We start from the raw sequence: 18,084 nt of genomic DNA on the forward strand, positions 1-18,084 counted from the left end.
GGGGATAGAGCGCGAAGCGGACTATCAATGTCAAAGCAACGATCGCCAATCCGTAGCTAGGCACAATACCATAGAAAAAATCTATGATTGGTAGCATCACGTTGTTCGAGAGAAAGCCGATACCAAACATCTACATGCAATTCTGGCTTGGTAGAGCCAATGGTCATAACAACTTGACCGTTGCAGTAAACTTTAGCATCTGGATACCACTTGGGGTGAATATCAGCTTTAGCCATTGTTCTTTTTGTGATGAATCTATAATCAATTATAACTTTCAGGTTTCAATTGGAGCTAGGGAGTGGGGAGTGGGGAGTGGGGAGTGGGGAGATGATGGAGTAGCGGGAGATGAGGGAGATGAGGGAGATGAGGAAGTGGGAGAAACCAATGCCCCATGCCCCATGCCCCATGCCCACTTGCCCTGAGCGAAGCCGAAGGGATGCCCCATGCCCAATTCCCTAACGCTTAGAATACTGAGGCGCTTTCCGAGCTTTATGTAAACCATATTTCTTCCGCTCTTTTGCTCTCGGATCGCGAGTCAAATAACCTTCAGTTTTCAAAGGTGGGCGGTTGTCTGGGTCTAGTTGGCACAAAGCACGAGCAACTCCCAAACGAACAGAATCAGCCTGTCCGGTCAAGCCGCCGCCTTCTGCTTTCACCAAAATGTCATATTCATTTTCTAGTCCCAGAGTTTCCAGGGGTGCTTTAATCACTCCCAGGTAGTTGGGGTTGAATTGGAAATACAAGGTTCCATCTTTACCGTTGACAATCAGTTGACCGGTGCCTGGAACTAAACGTACCCGTGCTACTGCGTTCTTACGACGACCAGTACCCCAGTATACGGCGCGACCGCTATTAGCATCTGCTACTACCATTAATTTTCTTCTCCAGGAATTGTACTAATTTGTAGTTCTTTGGGTTTTTGGGCATCGTGGGGATGCGTAGGCCCAGCGTAAACTTTCAGCTTGGTGAACAACTGCTTACCCAGGCTATTTTTAGGTAACATACCTTTAACAGCTTGTTCTAAAATCCGCTCTGGTATGCGTTGTTGCAGTTTAGCGAAAGTTTCGGTTTTCATCCCACCGGGACGACCAGAATGGCGACGGTAAAGCTTTTGAGTGCGCTTTTTGCCTGTGACTGCGACTTTCTCGGCATTGATGACGATTACGAAGTCACCTGTATCTAGGTGGGGTGTATATTCGGGTTTCTTTTTGCCTCTCAATACCTGGGCGATTTCGCTGGCGAGGCGACCGAGGCGTTTATCGGTGGCATCTACTATGTACCACTCACGCTCAAGGGAAGCTTGAGAAGGAAGGTATGTTTTACTAGTTGTCATTTGTCATTTGTCCTTTGTCATTTTTAATTTGTCATTAGTCAATTGTCTTTTGTCATTTGTCCTTTGTCAGTTGTCCTTTGTTATTCAACGCGATATACAACTTGTTCTTGAAACCTCACTTCCATTCCTCTCTCCGTGTTGGAGAGAGGCTTTGATTCTTGCTCCCCAACGCTAGTAGGGAAAGGGTTGGGGGTTAGGTTTGAGAGTAAAGTTGCACCAGCGTTATTCACTAATGACCATTGTACAGACGCGATTAATCGCGTCTGTACTGACCAATGACTAATGACTCTTGACTAGTGACGAACTTGGGCAAGGTGTCGTACCAAATCTCTTTTGGAAAGGGAAAATCTGGATAGCCAACTCGCAACAAGCATAAGCCTTGAGGCGGTGCGGCGTGTTTCACTTCTTCTCGACGTTGTTCTTTCCAGAGTTCGGTGAAGCTAGAAAGTGTCTGTTGTCCAGAACCTACTTGTACCAGCATCCCGACCAACAGCCGTACCATGCCATACAAAAATCCATCTGCCTGTATTTCAATATGGATAAATGGCCCACTGCGACGACACTCTGCTGCTTGTACCTCTACCCAGGAATGCGATCGCTTTGAGCCTGCACGGTGAAAAGCAGCTAAGTGATGCTTTCCCAAGAGGGGTTTCAGGCCAGCTTGGATTAAAGATTCATCCAGGGGTGCATAATAATAATGCCAACTGAAGGGTCTTACAAACAAGTTAAGCCGATCTTCAGTGTATATTGTGTAGCGATACCGTCGATAGGCTGCACTAAAGCGAGCGTGCCAACGGTTATCTACACTAGCTGAAGCCCTGATTAATATATCTGGCGGCAGATAGCTGTTGAGGATTGTTGCCCACTTATGAGGCGGAATTAAACCTGTTGCTTCAAAATGGGCTACTTGAGCAGCAGCGTGAACTCCAGAATCGGTTCGTCCGGCACCGTGTAATGTTACATGATACCCAAGAATAGTAGCGATCGCTATTTCAATCTCTTCTTGGACTGTCCGTTGTTTTTTTTGCCGTTGCCAGCCATGAAAATGAGTGCCCAGGTATTGGATTACCAAGGCTACTCGATGAGTTTGTGTAGGCTGGTGGCTTTCTAACATACAGATTTTGTCCTTTGTCATTTGTCTTTCGTCCTTTGTCCAAAGTCAGTTGTCCTTTGTTATTCACTAATGACTAATGACTAATGACTAATGACTAATGACTAATGACTTAAACCAATTCAATTATTGCCATTTTTGCATTATCACCCCGACGCGGTACGGTATGCAGGATGCGGGTATAACCGCCCTGGCGATCGCCATATCGAGTTGGAGCTTGCTCAAATAGAGCGTGAACCAGTTGTTTGTCGAAGATATAGCCAAGAGCTTCCCGGCGTGCTGCCAAGGAGCCATTTTTAGCTAGGGTAATCATTTTTTCCACTTCACTTCGCAGAACTTTCGCTCTAATTAAAGTGGTGGTGATCTTACCATGACGGATCAGTTCGGTGGTGAGCGATCGCAGTAAAGCACGGCGTTGATCGGCTGGTTTACTGAGTTTTTTGACGCGACAACGGTGACGCATAATTATGCACTATGAGTTATGAACGGTTTTTCTTAAGGGTGTTTAGAGCCTCTTTCCATTGGCAGGGTGATGCCCAAGCGTCGCTGCAAAGCTTCCACAACCTCTTCTGCTGACTTCTGCCCAAAGTTCTTAATTTCTAAGAGGTCTTCTTGGGTATAATCCAACAAATCTGCCACAGAGTTAACTTGCGCCCGTTTGAGACAGTTATATGCCCGCACAGAAAGTTGCAACTCTTCGATGGGTATCTGGGCAGTTGGATCGTCTGGAATCTCCGAACCTGTGTCTGTTGGTTCTAGGGAGATGTCTTTCAAGGGGTTGAATAAATCTACCAAGATTCCAGCAGCCGAGGATAGTGCTTCTTGGGGAGAAATACTGCCATTTGTCCAAACTTCCAACAGCAGTCGGTCTTTTGGAATCAAGCCTTCCCCACGAGATTCTTCAACACTGTAGTTGACTTTTCGCACCGGCATAAATATTGAGTCGATTTGCAGAAAGTCCAACGATGTGGCTTCCTCACGTCCTCGCTCTACGGTGCGATAGCCTTTGCCTTTCTCGATCCGAAATTCCATTTCCAGCTTTCCACCCTCAGCGATGGTGGCTACATACTGAGTCTGATCGATGACTTCTACTTCACTGGGCAAATCAAAATGCGCCGCAGTGATTGTTGCTGGGCCGCTAACGAGTAATCTACCAATCTGGGGCTGCGAGGAATAGTTTTTTAGGATAACTTCCTTCATTCTCATGAGGATTTCCAGTACATCTTCCCGCACGCCCGGAACTGTAGCAAACTCGTGTGAAACGCCTGCAATCCGCACTGCTGTAACTGCTGTACCTTCTAGGTTGGAAAGTAAAACTCGCCGCAGTGCGTTGCCAACCGTTGTTCCTTGACCACGATCTAGAGGTTCCAGAACAAATTTACTGTAATGGTTCCGACTTTCTTCAGTATTAGACTCTACACATTCAATTTGAAACTGCGCCACGGATGAGCCTCCCTTTTTCTAAGGTGCTGCTAGCAGACAAATCAATTGCCTCCTGAATTGACTAAGAATTTTAGATTTTAGATTTTAGATTTTAGATTTTTTGGCTCATGCCCCGCCCCGCAGAATTTTAGATAATGGAATTGCCGATTTGAGATTGAAAGATTTTCCTAATCGAAAATCCAAATAAAATCTAAAATTTAAGTGGACAGAACAAATCCAAAATCTCCAATTTAAAATCCTCAAGCCCCGTGCCCTCATGGTCGGGTTCAATCCAAAATCGGAAATCCAAAATCCAAAATTGGTTGACTTTATGTCCTGTAGATTATAGGTATATCAAACTACTACTATAAAATTACCGTATAGTTTGACACTCCCCTTGAGCTTGCAGGCGCTAATAATATTTTGGGTTCCCAAAGTTTAATAGCTTTCCCTCCGGGAAATCTGACGCGCTTTTGGTCGCCTAAGCTTTCACCTAATGACAATTTGCACGTTAGACGCCCAAGCAGTCATCGTAAGTAAGTTTATTTACTTTGGTTGTAGCTTGTCTTACTCAATGCCCAAGTCTTGGTGTTTAAACTCGACGGCGCTTGGGTGGACGGCAACCATTGTGAGGAATGGGGGTAATATCCCGAATGAGTGTAATTTCCAGTCCTGCTCCTTGAAGCGCCCGGATAGCGGTTTCTCTACCTGCTCCTGGCCCACTGACCATTACCTCAATTTGGCGCATTCCTTGATCGATGGCTCTACGGGCTGCACTTTCAGCAGCAGTTTGCGCTGCAAAGGGAGTTCCCTTTTTTGCTCCCTTAAAACCGCTAGAACCAGCACTAGCCCAGGAAATGACATCTCCATTTTGATCGGTAATGGTGACAATGCTATTGTTGAAAGTAGACTGGATGTAGGCCATCCCACTGGGTACATTCCGTTTCTGTTTCTTGCTCCCGGTTTTTTTAGTTGGTTGTCTCGCCATACTTGTTTAGTTGATTTAAGGTAAAACTTGCTCGGATTAGCAAGCGTTGCAAAATTATTTCCCTGGAGCCTTCTTCTTCCCAGCCACTGTCTGCCTTCTGCCTCGACGGGTTCTGGCATTGGTGCGAGTTCTTTGTCCTCTGACTGGTAAGCCCATGCGATGACGACGACCTCTGTAGGTACCAATGTCAACTAAGCGCTTGATGTTCAAAGACTCCAAGCGCCGCAAGTCGCCTTCAACTTGATAGTTGGTTTCTATTTCCCCTCGTAGGGCTGTCACATCGGCATCACTTAAGTCCTTAACGCGAGTGTCTGGGTTCACACCAGTAGCCGCTATAATTTCTTGAGAACGTGATAAACCAATTCCGTAGATGTAAGTCAGACCGATCTCGACGCGCTTATCGCGTGGAAGGTCTACTCCGGCAATACGTGCCACAATGAACTCTCCCTATTGTTCTCGCAATTACTGTTGGTTGGAAAAACGTGATTAATCGCGTTTTTTCGTTTTAATGATGAGATGCGTCCTACAACTGGCTCTGTTGGTAAGAGTGTTATCCTTGACGTTGCTTGTGCTTGGGGTTCACGCAGATCACCATCACGCGACCACGACGTTTGATCACGTTACACTTTTCACAAATTTTCTTGACTGAGGCTCTAACTTTCATGCCTTTTATTTTTTGACTCCAAATATAAAATTATAGCATTTCTAGGAAAATTAATCCAGTTCAATGACTAGCAAACAGCCAAAAAAATGGTTTTATGGTAAAATTCTCTACATATACTTACTTCTTTCGTAGTCGATAGGTAATTCTGCCTTTGGTCAAGTCGTAAGGAGTTAACTCTACCTTGACGCGATCGCCGGGCAAAATCTTGATATAATTGCGGCGAATCTTGCCGGAAATGTGAGCTAGCACGTTAAAGCCATTGTCCAAGTCAACGCGAAACATCGCATTGGGCAGGGACTCTGTAACCGTGCCTTCCATTTCAATCAAATCTTGCTTAGACAATTTGTTTTTTCCTCAACTCAACAATTTCGTGTTCAGTTGCAGCACTTTATCTGCAAGAGAACACACTTTAAGAAATATATCAACAGTTTATTAATATATCTTAGCTAAAATTGATCTGTTTCTTGGGAGGGGGCATTGGGCATCCCTTCGGCTTCGCTCAGGGCAAGTGGGCATTGGGCATCCCTTCGGCTTCGCTCAGGGCAAGTGGGCATTGGGCATCCCTTCGGCTTCGCTCAGGGCAAATGGGCATGGTTATTTTCCTTTTCCCCCTCATCCCCCTCATCCCCCTCATCTCCCTCATCCCCCTCATCCCCCTCATCTCCCCTCATCCCCCTCATCCTCAAGGATTACCTTTTGCAGTTCACCAGTGACATCTTCTTGGGACTGATTGCCATTGACTGTTAGGAGTTTTTTGCGATCGCCGTAATAATCAATTAAAGGTGCAGTTTCAGCGCGGTACACTTCTAAACGACGACGAATCACTTCTTCAGTATCATCTTTTCGTCCTCTAGCTAGCAAACGTGCGATCACAACTTCATCTGGTACATCTAGATTGACTACCCTTTCGCCACTCTGATGTATTTCTTCCAGTAACTTCTCCAGAAAACCTGCTTGGGTCACTTTGCGGGGAAAACCATCAAGAATCCAACCATTTTTGGCATCTGGTTGACTAAGGCGCTCCTGTACCAAGTCCTGCACTAGCTGATCGGGTACTAACTCGCCGCTATCAACATAAGCTTGAGCCTTGATTCCCAAATGAGTTTGCTCTTTCATGGCTTGTCTTAATATTTCACCAGTAGAAATATGGGGAATATTCAAGTGTTCAGCCAAAGTTTGAGCTTGTGTTCCTTTACCCGCTCCAGGTGGCCCCAAGAAGATTAATCGCGTCACTATTATTTCACCATTCCTTCATAGCGCTGAGAGATGACATAAGTCTGGACTTGTTTGGCTGTCTCAATTGCCACACCAACTAAAATTAACAAAGAGGTAGCACCTATTCCCTGGAAAGTTTTCACATTCAAAGCACTTTCTACAGCGGTAGGGATAATCGCAACCAAGCCCAAAAAGAGCGCACCCAAAAAAGTGAGTCGGTTGGATACGCGTTCGATATACTCGCTAGTTGCCTTGCCGGGACGAATTCCAGGAATACTAGAACCCATTTTCTTCAAGTTTTGCGCCACGTCTACTGGGTTGAGAATCAACGAAGAATAGAAGTAGCTGAAGAAAATGATGGAAATCATGTAGACCAAGGCATAGACCCAAGAGCTAGAACCGCTTGGACTCAAATAAGTGTTAACTATATTCGCCCAATCGGCATTTTTAGTAAAATTGGCTATCAGCAGAGGCAAGCTGAGGATAGCAGCAGCAAAAATAATTGGCATCACGCCGCCTTGATTTAACCGCAGGGGCAGATAGCTACGCTGTTCTGCCAACACTCGCCGACCTACTTGGCGACGAGCCGAAATAATTGGGATGCGGCGCATTCCTTCTTGCACAATCACAATACCAACAATTGTTGCTAGGAAAACTAAGAGCAGCACTATCACACGACCCACTGTTTCCCGACCGCCGACTTGCACCAAGTCGATGGTATCACCCAAAGCTTTTGGTAATGATGCGACAATGTTGACAAAAATCAACAATGATGCACCGTTGCCAATACCACGTTCTGTAATCAGTTCTGATGCCCACATGACGAACATAGAACCAGCAGTCAGAGCGATCGCAGTTTCAGCTACGAAAATGGGCCCTGGCTTTAAGGCGAATTGCTGAAGGAATAATGCCGAAAAAGCTGTACTTTGAAGAATTGCCCAAACTACAGTGACATAGCGGGTAATTTGCGATATTTTGCGCCGACCTGCTTCGCCTTCATTTTTCTGTAAATTTTCTAGAGATGGAATCGCTGCGGTGAGCAATTGGATGATAATAGACGCATTAATGAAGGGCAAAATCCCTAAAGCAAAGACTCCCAAAGTCGAAAGTCCTCGCCCGGAAAATATATCCAATAAGCCAAATATGGAATTATTGCCTGATATGGCTTCGGCAAATCTAGGTCTATCAATGCCTGGTACGGGTAAGAAGATACCGAGGCGAACCAAAATTAAAATACCGACAGTGACAAGCAGCCTACCTCTGAGGCCAGCTGCTTGCGCCATCTGCATAAAAGTTTCTTGAGCCGTTGGGGCTTTATCTCGACTAATCATAGAGTGCTACCTTTATAGTGAACCAGGCGCTGACAGCGAGTTGGCTTGCATTTAAGTGCGCTGTTCCGGCTCACTCATAAGACTTCACAACTACCACCAGCTGCCTCAATTTTGCTACGAGCTGAACCTGTGAAAGCTGCCGCTTGTACCTTGAGCGGAGTACTCAATTCCCCATTACCTAAAATTTTCAATGGCCCCTTGACAGCAGTCAGGATACCTGCGGCTTTCAAGGAGGTCAAAGTTACTTCCGTATTAGCAGGAAGGGAGGCTAGCTTCTCTACATTAATCGTAGTGTAAATCTTCTGATTAACAATCGGAAAGCCCTTCAGCTTAGGTAAGCGGCGGTACAATGGCTGTTGACCACCTTCAAAACCTGGTCGAGTCCCGCTACCAGAACGAGATTTTTGACCTCGCATACCTAAACCAGCACTGGCACCTTGACCAGCAGAAATACCTCTGGCTACACGCCGCTTGCGTTTCTTTGAGCCTTTTTGCGGCTTAACATCATTGATTCTCATAAGTTATCAAGTTCTCATTTGTCGTTTGTCATTTGTCATTTGTCATTTGTCATTTGTCCTTTGTCATTTGTCCTTTGTCATTTACTAATGACCATGTACAGACGCGATTAATCGCGTCTCTGACTAATGACTAAATTAGATGTAGAGACTTTCAATAGGAATACCACGATCTTCCGCGACTTCAGAAAGAGTCCGCAGTGTAGATAAGGCATTGACTGCGGCTCTAGCATTATTGAGCGGATTGTTAGAGCCAAGTTGCTTGGCCAAGACGTTACGAACTCCTGCCAATTCCAGCACAGTCCGCACAGCACCACCTGCAATTACCCCAGTACCAGGTGAGGCTGGGCGCATCATTACCTTCGCACCGCCACCAACACCATCAATGGGATGGGGGATGGAGTTGGATTTGGTGATTGGGATATCAATAAGGTGTTTTTTGCCGTCGGCTACGCCTTTTTTGACCGCGCCAATTACATCTGAGGCTTTGCCTACTCCGACACCAACCTGACCGCGTTCGTTACCAACGACAACGATCGCTCGGAAGCTGAGTTTTTTACCACCTTTGACCACTTTACTTACGCGGCGGATTTGGATAACCCGCTCTTGCCAAGTGGTTTCTTCTTTTTTGGCACGCTTTGTTCTACTTTTACGCTCTGTTGCCATAATTTCTGCTCTTTTAATGTCATTTGTCCTTTGTCCTTTGTCCTTTGTCATTTGTCCTTTGTCATTTGCAAATGACCAATGACCAATGACTAATGACCAATGACTTTAGAAATCTAAACCAGCTTCGCGTGCTGCATCTGCTAACGCTTTGACACGACCATGATATAAGTTACCACCGCGATCAAAGACTACTTTGGTGATGCCTTTTTCTAGCGATCGCACTGCGATCAACTTACCAACTTGCACCGATGCGTCGCGGTTTGCACCTGACGCTAAACTAGATTTCAACTCTGGTTCTACAGTCGATGCTGCCACTATAGTTTGATGTTGAGTATCATCAATTACCTGGGCATAAATATGCTCATTAGAACGAAATACCGCTAAACGCGGACGTTCTGGGGAGCCAACAACTTTGCCACGAACGCGTCGATGACGACGGTTTTTTGATTCTCTACGAGTAAGTTTCATTTCTACTTCTTACCACCCTTACCAGTCTTACCAGCTTTCCGTCTGACCACTTCACCGGCATAGCGAATGCCTTTACCTTTGTAAGGTTCTGGTGGACGAACGGCACGAATTTTGGCGGCTGTGTTGCCTACAATTTCTTTGTCATAGCCGCTAACAATGACGTTAGTGGTACCTTCTACGGCAAACTGAATTCCTTCTGGTGGTTCAATTTGCACTTGATGGCTATAACCCATATTCAAAACTAGGTTACGCCCTTGAACTTGTGCGCGGTAACCAACACCTTGAATTTCCAAACGGCGCTGAAAACCTTGGGAAACTCCCTCGACCATGTTGGCAACTAAAGTGCGGCTCAAGCCGTGTAGCTGCTTTGAGGTACGAGTTTCATCCCGACGATTTACCTGTAATATGTCTCCCTCTTGAGAAAGTGAGACATTAGGTGTGAGAGTGCGAGAAAGTTCTCCTTTGGGCCCTTTCACCACAATATTCGCACCATCGATCGCCACTTGAACTTTGGCGGGAATAGTAATTGGACGTTTACCAATACGAGACATGACTTTTTGTCCTTTGTCCTTTGTTATTTGTCCTTTGTCCTTTGTCCTTTGTTATTTGTCTTTCACTAATGACAAATGACTAATGACCAATGACTAATGACCAATGACTACCAAACGTAACAAAGCACTTCGCCACCCAAGTTCTGACGCCGCGCTTCGCGGTCAGTCATAATGCCACTGGATGTAGAAATAATGGCAATGCCAATGCCGCCTAGTACCCTTGGTAATTCTTTTCTGTTGGAATAAACACGCAAGCCAGGCTTACTCACTCGCTTTAAGGCGGTGATCAGAGGCTGACGGTTTTTACCTTTGTATTTCAGGGAAATCACCAGATTGCGTTTTACCCCTTCTTCTGCTTCTTCGATTTCAGCAATAAAGCCTTCCTCCCGTAGTACTTTGGCAATACTCCGGGTCATTTTTGTCGCTGGCACTTGTGTAGTTTGATGCCGCGCCAGGTTGGCATTGCGGATGCGCGTCAGCATATCTGCAATTGTGTCGTTAGCCGCCATCGTTCCCTCTATAGATGAACTTATTGATCGCGAAAGGGCATTCCTAATTCTTTAAGTAAGGCGCGTCCCTCTTCGTCGTTTTTTGCTGTGGTGATGATGGAAATATCCAGACCACGCACTTGATCGATGCTGTCGTATTCGACTTCTGGAAAAATTAGCTGTTCTCTGACACCCAGAGTGTAGTTACCGCGTCCGTCAAAGCTTTTAGGGCTAACGCCGCGAAAATCTCGAATTCTGGGTAATGACAAACTAACTAGTCTGTCGAAAAAGGCATACATCCGTTCGGCTCTGAGAGTAACCATGATCCCCACAGGCATTCCTTGACGAATCTTAAAGCCAGCGATCGCCTTTTTCGCCCGTGTCACCACTGGTTTTTGACCAGTGATCACTGAAATTTCGTTTATGGATGCTTCCAGCGACTTCGCATTTTGAGCTGCTTCACCCAAACCCCGGTTAATAGTAACTTTTACCAACTTCGGTACTTGATGAACGTTGGTATATTGAAACTGATTGATCAGTTTGGGGACGATTGTCTCTTGATATAAGGTTTTGAGTCTTGTTGTCGCCATAGTTTTTTGTCCTGATATCCCTGGGCTTGGTCAGGGAACTTTTATTGTCCTTTGTCCTTTGTCCTTTGTCCTTTGTCCTTTGTCCTTTGTTATTTGTCTTTTTACTAATGACTAATGACTAATGACCAATGACTAATGACTAATGACTATTTATCCACAATCTCGCCAGTTTTCTTGAGCTTTCTGACTTTCTTGCCTTCTGAGGTAAAGGTATAACAAACACGACTGGCAACGTTTTGCTTAGTGGAATAAAGCATCACGTTGGAGCTATGAATTGGGAATTCTTGGGTGATAATCCGCCCTGATTCCCCTTCTTGCTGGGGTTTGACGTGCTTGGTTTTAATATTGACACCTTTGACAATAACTTTACTCAGTTGGGGAAGTGCCTGGATAATTTCACCAACTTTTCCTTTATCTTTGCCAGCAATCACTTGTACAGTGTCGCCAGTTTTGACGTGCATTTTGTGGAATACTTTGGGCGTACCCTGTTTGGTTGCCATTAAAGCACCTCCGGAGCCAGAGAAACGATTTTGGTAAAGTTTTTATCGCGCAGTTCCCGTGCAACTGGGCCAAAAACCCGTGTGCCTCTGGGATTACCGTCTTTGTTGATGATCACGGCGGCGTTATCATCAAAGCGAATGCTCATACCACTGTCACGATTTACAGCTTTCCGAGTCCGGACAATTACTGCTTCCACGACATCAGACTTTTTGACAGCCATGTTAGGTGTAGCATCTTTGACAACGGCGATAATTTTATCGCCGATAAAACCATAACGACGGTTGCCTCCGCCTAAAACGCGGATGCACATTAGTTTGCGGGCACCGCTATTATCTGCGACATTCAGGTAAGTCTGGGGTTGAATCACAATTATTCTCCCTTGTAATGTTGTTAGTTTCTAACAACGATGAGGTTTAAGTAGGCTTGACGTTGAGAATTTCTGTGATTTTCCAGCGCTTGGTTTTGCTCAGGGGTCTAGTTTCCTGAATGCGAACGCGATCGCCTACTTTACACTTATTTTCTTCGTCGTGAACTTTATATCGTTGGGTGTTAACCACAATTTTGCCGTACTTGGGATGAGGAGCGCGGTTTTCTATGGCTACTACCACAGTTTTTTGCATTTTATCGCTCACTACCAAGCCAACTCGTTCTTTAACTGCCATAATCTCCTACTTTTCTTCTTTAGCCAATTGACTTGCTGCCCGTTTGCGTTCTGTCTCTAGCGTCAGCAACTGGGCTAGGCGGTGTCGGGCTTGTCTGAACTGGTGGGGCTTTTCTAATTGTCTTGTAGCTTTTTGCAAGCGCAACTGAAATAGTTGTCTTTTGATAGCGACAATTTCTTCAGAAAGTTTCTCGTCACTTAATTCTCTTACTTCTGACATCTTGGGAAGAGGCATAAGCTACTCCTGCTCCTGTGGTTGAGAGCGCACAATAAACTTGGTTTTTATGGGCAGTTTAAATGAAGCCAAACGCATAGCTTCACGGGCGATTTCTTCAGAAACCCCACCGATTTCAAACAAAATACGTCCTGGCTTGACTACAGCTACCCAAAACTCTGGCGAACCTTTACCTGAACCCATCCGGGTTTCAGCAGGACGCATGGTTACAGGTTTATCAGGGAAAATCCGAATCCAGATTTGTCCACCCCGACGGATATAACGAGTCATTGCCCGACGAGAAGCCTCGATTTGCCGCGAGGTAATCCAAGCAGGTTCTTGCGCTTGGAGTGCAAAATCACCGAAATTGAGGGTGCTGCCACGGCTGGCTAGTCCCTCCATCCGTCCGCGCTGTTGTTTGCGGAATTTAGTTCTTCTAGGGCTTAACATGATTGGCTACTAGGTACTGGGCATTGGGCATTGGGCATTGGGCATTGGGCATTGTCAATTCTCTATGCCCCATGCCCCATGCCCCATTCCCATTTATCCTTCATTTGAGCGGTCTTCAAATTGCTGGCGACGACGTTGTTGTTGACGGCGACGGGGTTCACGATCGCGATCGCCGCGATCACGGGGATCGCGTTCACGTTCGCGGCTTGCAGGTGGTGGCGGAGTTTCTTCCTGTCCAGGAATAATTTCTCCTTTAAACACCCATACTTTGATGCCCAAAATACCGTAAACAGTTTTTGCCGTGCAATAAGAGTAGTCAATGTCAGCCCGTAAGGTATGTAAAGGTACTCTACCTTCACGAGTCCACTCTGTCCGGGCAATTTCTGCACCGTTGAGCCGACCACTGACTTGGATTTTAATACCTTGGACACCAGCGCGTTGGGCCCGTTGAATCGATTGCCGCACTACCCGCCGAAAGGAAACCCGACGTTCCAATTGTTGAGCAATGTATTCGGCAATTAGGTAGGCATCAGCATCAACTCGTTGGACTTCAACTACGTTAATGCGAATTTGGCGATTACTACCCAAAAGTCCTTGCAGTCCGGTACGCAAGGATTCTATACCTTGACCACCACGGCCCACTACTACACCTGGTCTAGCGGTGCGTACTTCTAAGTCGATTTGGTCGGCTTTGCGCTCAATCCGCACCTCGGAAATACCGGCATTGTTTTGAGCGAGTCTACCCAGCTTTTGGTCTATGTATTGACGGAGTTTGTGATCTTCTTGGAGAAGTTCTGGATAGCGATCAGGAACAGCAAACCAACGGGATTGATGTTCTTGTGTAATACCCAGGCGAAAACCAACTGGATGAATCTTCTGTCCCACGAATGCTTCCTCTAAAATTTCTTACTTTACGCAATTTATTTCGTGTAAAAAAAGCTTATTTTTCTGGGGCGGCTGCAACGGCCACAGTAATATGACACGTCGGCTTGCGAATTTGGTAAGCTCGACCTTGCGCTCTTGGTTGGAACCGCTTCAGCGATGGCCCTTGATCGGCATAAGCCTGAGTAATCACTAGTTGAGTCCGATCTAACCCAGCGTTGTGTTCGGCATTGGCAGCAGCGCTTCTGAGAACCTTCAATATGGGTTCAGTGGCGCGATAGGGCATGAATTCCAGGATGATTAACGCTTCCCGGTACGATCGCCCCCGAATTTGATCGAGTACGCGACGCACTTTATAGGCCGAGATGCGGATAAAACGAGCGATCGCTTTTACTTCAGTAGTATTAGTAGCCATAATTTTCTCCAATTTTGTCATTTGCCATCTGTCATTTGTCCTTTGTCCTTTGTCCTTTGTCGAGAGCTAATAACTAATGACCAATGACTAATGACAAATGACTAATCACTACCTACCTGCTTTTTTGTCGCTTTTTCCATGACCTCTGTAGGTGCGTGTCGGGGCAAATTCACCCAACTTGTGTCCTACCATCTGTTCATTTACAAAAACTGGAACGTGTTGGCGTCCATTGTGAACAGCTATGGTATGACCTACCATTAGAGGCAAAATTGTCGAAGCTCTTGACCAAGTTTTAATAACTTCTTTTCTGTTGTTGTCGTTGAGCTTTTCAATTTTCTTTAAGAGATGATCCGCAACGAAAGGACCTTTTTTTAGAGAACGACCCATAGTTCAATTTTGGATTTAGGATTTAGGAATTAGGAGTGAGGAGTTAGGAATTAGGAGTTAGATTTTACTCTCAACTTATAACTCTTAACTCCTAACTCTTTAAGACTCACGACCACCGCGACCGCGTTTAGAAGACTTACGACGACGACGCACAATCAATTTGCTGCTAAGTTTCTTGCGATTGCGTGTCTTCGCGCCCAATGTGGGTTTACCCCAAGGTGTAACAGGCCCTGATCTACCGATAGGTGCCCTACCCTCACCACCACCATGTGGGTGATCCACTGGGTTCATGACGCTACCTCTAACCTTAGGACGGCGACCTTTCCAGCGATTTCGCCCTGCTTTACCTGCACTTAGGTTTCTCGCATCAGTGTTGCCTACTTGCCCAATGGTGGCGTAGCATTCGCGCCGAATTAAGCGGACTTCTCCTGAAGGCAACTTGAGAGTTACATAATCACCTTCTTTTGCCACAACTTGAGCGCTAGCACCAGCTGCACGCACGATTTGACCACCTTTGCCAGGAGTCATTTCTACGTTGTGAACACCAGTACCCAAGGGAATCTTTGAGAGAGGTAAAGCATTACCATCTTCAAAGGGAGCTTCAGGCCCAGAAATAATTATTGTTCCAACTTTCAAGCCGTTGGGATGGAGGATGTACCGTTTTTCGCCATCTTGGTAATACAAAAGGGCAATTCGGGCATTGCGGTTAGGATCGTATTCAATTGCTGCGACTTTGGCAGGAATGTTATGTTTATCCCTTTTAAAATCGATGATCCGGTAAAGTTGTTTGTGTCCGCCACCCCGGCGACGACTGGTAATCCGCCCGGTATTATTTCGACCTTTGGCGCGATGCTTCGAGGTAGTTAGGGATTTTTCTGGCTCGGTTTTTGTGATCTCCGCAAAGTCAGAAACTGTAACTTGGCGAGTGCTGGGGGTATAAGGGCGATAAGAACGAGTACCCATATTTTTAAGTGCTGAGTGCTGTTAGCGATAGCGGGGCGTTGAGCCACTGCTGAGGAGCCAGTGCGTTGCGGAGGTTCCCTCCGTTGTAGCAACTGGCGTTGCTGAGTGTTGAGTTGTGAGTTTTGAGTTTAGTAACTCTGACTCTTAACTCCTAACTCATAACTTTGTTAAACTTCTGGGAATAGGACTTGTCTAATCTTGTCTTCATCCCCAGGTGCGACTGTAACAATGGCTCGCTTATATTGGGGTTTGTAACCGATAAATTTACCAACGCGCCGCTTTTTACGCGGTGGTAGAGTGGTGTTGACTTTTACAACCTTGACCTGAAACAAGTCTTCGATCGCAGCCTTGATCTCTGGCTTAGATGCCTTTGGAATTACTTCAAAGGTGTACTTATTCTGCTCCATTAAAATGGTCGCTTTTTCAGTGACAATTGGGCGACGCACTAAGTCGGCAAGGTCGCGGGGGTCAAAGCTAGGCACTGTAGACCTCCTGAATTTTTTCTAGGGCTGATGCCGTAACTACAATCTTGTCAGCGTGCAGTAAATCAAAAACATTTAGCTGATCGGCTGCAATTAGTTTTAAATTTTCAATGTTACGGGCTGACAAATAAACGTTATCTGTATCCGCAATTTCAGACAAAATTAACAGTGACTTACTTTCTGGTGCTACTCCCCAACGAGCAAGGGCTGCCACTAATTCTTTAGTTTTCGGGCGAGATAGCTCGGTGCTAAATTCTTCTACTATGATCAAATCGTCTATGCGGCTGACAAATGCTGTCCGCAGTGCTAAACGTCGCTCTTTGCGGTTCAACTTGAGGTTAAAGTCTCTGGGCTTTGGCCCAAAGATTACACCACCACCACGCCACAGTGGCGAACGAATAGACCCGGCACGAGCGCGACCAGTACCTTTTTGTCGCCAAGGTTTACGGCCACCGCCTCTGACTTCTGAACGAGTTTTTGTACTGGCATTTCCTTGACGAGCATTAGTCAATTGCCGTACCAAGGCGCGGTGTACAATATGAGACGCTGTTTCTTCCTTGGCAGTGCGCAACTCGAAGGTCGTCTCGCGGACTTGTTCTCCTTGCCAATTTTTAACTACGCTTTCAACCATCTTTGTTATTTGTCCTTTGTCATTTGTCTTTTGTCATTTGTCCTGTGTCCTGTGTCATTTGTCCTGTGTCATTTGTCCTTTGTCCTTTAACCAATTGACTAATGACCATTGTACAGACGCGATTAATCGCGTCTCTACTGACTAATGACTAATGACTAATAACTTTTGACTATCCCACTGTTTTTGCAGGCACGATACTTACTAAAGCGCCCGGTTTACCAGGAATTGCTCCCTTAATTAGCAATAAGTTGCGTTCTGTATCAACTCGCACTATGGTCAGCTTACGGATTGTGATACGTTTGCCACCTAAACGCCCTGCCATCCGCTTACCTGGATAGACACGACCTGGTGTTGTACCAGCACCAATAGAACCAGGCGCTCTGTGGTTTTTGGAACCGTGTGACATGGGCCCCCGACCAAAGTTGTTGCGCTTCTGGTTTCCCGCAAAGCCGCGACCGATGCTTGTGCCGACTACATCGACAATTTGACCCGCACTAAAAATATCTGCTTTAATCTCTTGACCTAAAGCATAATCACCAGAACTTTCGGTGTGATATTCATTTAGGTGACGCAATGCTGGGGCAGATGATTTAGCTAAATGGCCCAGTAGTGGTCTGTTCAGTGCCTTTGGTTTGACTTCGCCATAACCAACTTGAATGGCAAAGTAACCGTCGGTTTGTTTCGTTTTAACTTGTGTAACGGTGCATGGCCCTGCTTGAATGACAGTTACAGGAATAGCTACTCCTGCTTCGTCAAATATTTGGGTCATGCCCAGCTTGGTGCCGAGAATACCTACAGACACAGTAACTGGTTCTCCTTTCTACTTGCTGACCTTGGAATTGGACTCTAGAGGACACGCTTTGTACGCATCAGTTTAGGCTGGGTTAGCCTGCGAAATTTGAATGGTTTAAATAAACCGCTCCAAATACTTTCGGACACAACAAACCGTGTCCGTACTGCTTGGTGAATCTGTTTAGCTTCACTCACTAGATCACCAGAACAGCCACAAGTCCCTTCCCATTGGGAAGGAGTAACTTCTGGAATCAATGCAAGGCGCTACAGCTTTAAGCTGTGTGCAGCAATGCTTTCGTCCAAGCAATTGCTCTGGCACTTTCTGGAGGCAGCGCTGTCGGCGGGGTTTTCCGATTTTCGCCCA

At 45.9% G+C, this 18,084-nt stretch carries 29 protein-coding genes and 2 pseudogenes; all 31 read right to left on the bottom strand.

Going from position 1 to position 18,084, the window contains the following annotated elements; translation table 11 throughout:
• Nucleotides 1–130 (bottom strand): annotated as a pseudogene (locus LC574_RS00160) (membrane protein insertase YidC); the annotation flags it as partial.
• Nucleotides 123–236: pseudogene (locus tag LC574_RS00165) on the bottom strand (50S ribosomal protein L31); the annotation flags it as partial. The pseudogenes LC574_RS00160 and LC574_RS00165, both read right to left, overlap by 8 nt.
• Before the next feature lie 219 nt (nucleotides 237–455).
• On the bottom strand, nucleotides 456–872 hold the full coding sequence (gene rpsI, locus LC574_RS00170; protein ID WP_104906415.1) for a 30S ribosomal protein S9: 417 nt from the start codon (nucleotides 870–872) through the stop codon (nucleotides 456–458).
• Nucleotides 872–1,333, bottom strand: coding sequence for a 50S ribosomal protein L13 (gene rplM, locus LC574_RS00175; protein WP_229450944.1), 462 nt, complete (start codon nucleotides 1,331–1,333; stop codon nucleotides 872–874). Before rplM ends, rpsI begins: the two co-directional genes overlap by 1 nt.
• A 253-nt stretch (nucleotides 1,334–1,586) precedes the next feature.
• Complete coding sequence (gene truA / locus LC574_RS00180; protein WP_229450969.1) at nucleotides 1,587–2,447, bottom strand: tRNA pseudouridine(38-40) synthase TruA; 861 nt, start codon at nucleotides 2,445–2,447, stop codon at nucleotides 1,587–1,589.
• Nucleotides 2,448–2,556: 109 nt separating this feature from the next.
• Nucleotides 2,557–2,907, bottom strand: a complete 351-nt coding sequence (rplQ, locus tag LC574_RS00185) for a 50S ribosomal protein L17 (protein WP_229450945.1) — start codon at nucleotides 2,905–2,907, stop codon at nucleotides 2,557–2,559.
• 32 nt (nucleotides 2,908–2,939) lie between these two features.
• Nucleotides 2,940–3,887, bottom strand: a complete 948-nt coding sequence (locus LC574_RS00190; RefSeq protein WP_229450946.1) for a DNA-directed RNA polymerase subunit alpha — start codon at nucleotides 3,885–3,887, stop codon at nucleotides 2,940–2,942.
• A 571-nt stretch (nucleotides 3,888–4,458) separates the two neighbouring features.
• Complete coding sequence (gene rpsK, locus LC574_RS00195; protein ID WP_069070761.1) at nucleotides 4,459–4,854, bottom strand: 30S ribosomal protein S11; 396 nt, start codon at nucleotides 4,852–4,854, stop codon at nucleotides 4,459–4,461.
• A gap of 54 nt (nucleotides 4,855–4,908) precedes the next feature.
• Complete coding sequence (rpsM, locus tag LC574_RS00200; RefSeq protein WP_104906411.1) at nucleotides 4,909–5,289, bottom strand: 30S ribosomal protein S13; 381 nt, start codon at nucleotides 5,287–5,289, stop codon at nucleotides 4,909–4,911.
• A 115-nt stretch (nucleotides 5,290–5,404) separates the two neighbouring features.
• Entirely contained in the window at nucleotides 5,405–5,518 is a 114-nt protein-coding gene (rpmJ, locus tag LC574_RS00205; protein WP_015129703.1) for a 50S ribosomal protein L36, read from the bottom strand.
• 117 nt (nucleotides 5,519–5,635) lie between these two features.
• Complete coding sequence (infA, locus tag LC574_RS00210) at nucleotides 5,636–5,860, bottom strand: translation initiation factor IF-1 (protein ID WP_006276978.1); 225 nt, start codon at nucleotides 5,858–5,860, stop codon at nucleotides 5,636–5,638.
• A 315-nt stretch (nucleotides 5,861–6,175) separates the two neighbouring features.
• Nucleotides 6,176–6,751 (bottom strand): adenylate kinase, encoded by a 576-nt coding sequence (locus LC574_RS00215; RefSeq protein WP_229450947.1) that lies wholly within the window; start codon nucleotides 6,749–6,751, stop codon nucleotides 6,176–6,178.
• 2 nt (nucleotides 6,752–6,753) lie between these two features.
• Complete coding sequence (secY, locus tag LC574_RS00220; RefSeq protein WP_229450948.1) at nucleotides 6,754–8,064, bottom strand: preprotein translocase subunit SecY; 1,311 nt, start codon at nucleotides 8,062–8,064, stop codon at nucleotides 6,754–6,756.
• Nucleotides 8,065–8,138: 74 nt separating this feature from the next.
• Nucleotides 8,139–8,582 carry a 50S ribosomal protein L15 gene (gene rplO / locus LC574_RS00225; RefSeq protein ID WP_229450949.1) on the bottom strand — a complete coding sequence of 148 codons (444 nt, stop codon included), beginning with the start codon at nucleotides 8,580–8,582 and terminating at the stop codon, nucleotides 8,139–8,141.
• Nucleotides 8,583–8,717: 135 nt separating this feature from the next.
• Entirely contained in the window at nucleotides 8,718–9,245 is a 528-nt protein-coding gene (gene rpsE, locus LC574_RS00230) for a 30S ribosomal protein S5 (protein ID WP_229450970.1), read from the bottom strand.
• Between the two features lie 105 nt (nucleotides 9,246–9,350).
• Nucleotides 9,351–9,713 (bottom strand): 50S ribosomal protein L18, encoded by a 363-nt coding sequence (rplR, locus tag LC574_RS00235; protein ID WP_229450950.1) that lies wholly within the window; start codon nucleotides 9,711–9,713, stop codon nucleotides 9,351–9,353.
• A 2-nt stretch (nucleotides 9,714–9,715) separates the two neighbouring features.
• Complete coding sequence (gene rplF, locus LC574_RS00240) at nucleotides 9,716–10,264, bottom strand: 50S ribosomal protein L6 (RefSeq protein WP_229450951.1); 549 nt, start codon at nucleotides 10,262–10,264, stop codon at nucleotides 9,716–9,718.
• 107 nt (nucleotides 10,265–10,371) lie between these two features.
• A complete protein-coding gene (gene rpsH / locus LC574_RS00245; RefSeq protein WP_109011927.1) occupies nucleotides 10,372–10,773 on the bottom strand; it encodes a 30S ribosomal protein S8 in 402 nt (133 codons plus the stop codon).
• Nucleotides 10,774–10,793: 20 nt separating this feature from the next.
• Complete coding sequence (gene rplE, locus LC574_RS00250) at nucleotides 10,794–11,342, bottom strand: 50S ribosomal protein L5 (protein WP_229450952.1); 549 nt, start codon at nucleotides 11,340–11,342, stop codon at nucleotides 10,794–10,796.
• 146 nt (nucleotides 11,343–11,488) lie between these two features.
• Nucleotides 11,489–11,842, bottom strand: a complete 354-nt coding sequence (gene rplX / locus LC574_RS00255; RefSeq protein ID WP_229450953.1) for a 50S ribosomal protein L24 — start codon at nucleotides 11,840–11,842, stop codon at nucleotides 11,489–11,491.
• Nucleotides 11,842–12,210 (bottom strand): 50S ribosomal protein L14, encoded by a 369-nt coding sequence (gene rplN / locus LC574_RS00260; RefSeq protein ID WP_073641953.1) that lies wholly within the window; start codon nucleotides 12,208–12,210, stop codon nucleotides 11,842–11,844. The genes rplX and rplN overlap by 1 nt, the downstream gene beginning before the upstream one ends.
• 46 nt (nucleotides 12,211–12,256) lie before the next feature.
• Nucleotides 12,257–12,505 carry a 30S ribosomal protein S17 gene (gene rpsQ / locus LC574_RS00265; protein ID WP_229450954.1) on the bottom strand — a complete coding sequence of 83 codons (249 nt, stop codon included), beginning with the start codon at nucleotides 12,503–12,505 and terminating at the stop codon, nucleotides 12,257–12,259.
• Between the two features lie 6 nt (nucleotides 12,506–12,511).
• A complete protein-coding gene (rpmC, locus tag LC574_RS00270; protein WP_229450955.1) occupies nucleotides 12,512–12,739 on the bottom strand; it encodes a 50S ribosomal protein L29 in 228 nt (75 codons plus the stop codon).
• A 3-nt stretch (nucleotides 12,740–12,742) separates the two neighbouring features.
• Entirely contained in the window at nucleotides 12,743–13,168 is a 426-nt protein-coding gene (rplP, locus tag LC574_RS00275) for a 50S ribosomal protein L16 (protein ID WP_229450956.1), read from the bottom strand.
• Between the two features lie 93 nt (nucleotides 13,169–13,261).
• Nucleotides 13,262–14,053, bottom strand: a complete 792-nt coding sequence (gene rpsC / locus LC574_RS00280; protein WP_229450957.1) for a 30S ribosomal protein S3 — start codon at nucleotides 14,051–14,053, stop codon at nucleotides 13,262–13,264.
• Nucleotides 14,054–14,108: 55 nt separating this feature from the next.
• On the bottom strand, nucleotides 14,109–14,465 hold the full coding sequence (gene rplV, locus LC574_RS00285; RefSeq protein WP_190727944.1) for a 50S ribosomal protein L22: 357 nt from the start codon (nucleotides 14,463–14,465) through the stop codon (nucleotides 14,109–14,111).
• 108 nt (nucleotides 14,466–14,573) lie between these two features.
• Entirely contained in the window at nucleotides 14,574–14,852 is a 279-nt protein-coding gene (gene rpsS / locus LC574_RS00290) for a 30S ribosomal protein S19 (RefSeq protein ID WP_012410721.1), read from the bottom strand.
• A gap of 99 nt (nucleotides 14,853–14,951) precedes the next feature.
• Entirely contained in the window at nucleotides 14,952–15,815 is an 864-nt protein-coding gene (gene rplB, locus LC574_RS00295; protein WP_229450958.1) for a 50S ribosomal protein L2, read from the bottom strand.
• A gap of 167 nt (nucleotides 15,816–15,982) precedes the next feature.
• The gene (locus LC574_RS00300) at nucleotides 15,983–16,297 is read right to left on the bottom strand and encodes a 50S ribosomal protein L23 (protein ID WP_069070779.1); all 315 of its coding nucleotides are present in this window, start codon (nucleotides 16,295–16,297) and stop codon (nucleotides 15,983–15,985) included.
• Nucleotides 16,290–16,928, bottom strand: a complete 639-nt coding sequence (gene rplD, locus LC574_RS00305; RefSeq protein ID WP_229450959.1) for a 50S ribosomal protein L4 — start codon at nucleotides 16,926–16,928, stop codon at nucleotides 16,290–16,292. Before rplD ends, LC574_RS00300 begins: the two co-directional genes overlap by 8 nt.
• Nucleotides 16,929–17,097: 169 nt before the next feature.
• Complete coding sequence (gene rplC / locus LC574_RS00310) at nucleotides 17,098–17,730, bottom strand: 50S ribosomal protein L3 (protein ID WP_229450960.1); 633 nt, start codon at nucleotides 17,728–17,730, stop codon at nucleotides 17,098–17,100.
• Between the last annotated feature and the right edge of the window lie 354 nt (nucleotides 17,731–18,084).

It is taken from the genome of Nostoc sp. CHAB 5715 (genome assembly GCF_020829685.1).
In the GTDB taxonomy this organism is placed as follows: domain Bacteria; phylum Cyanobacteriota; class Cyanobacteriia; order Cyanobacteriales; family Nostocaceae; genus Nostoc.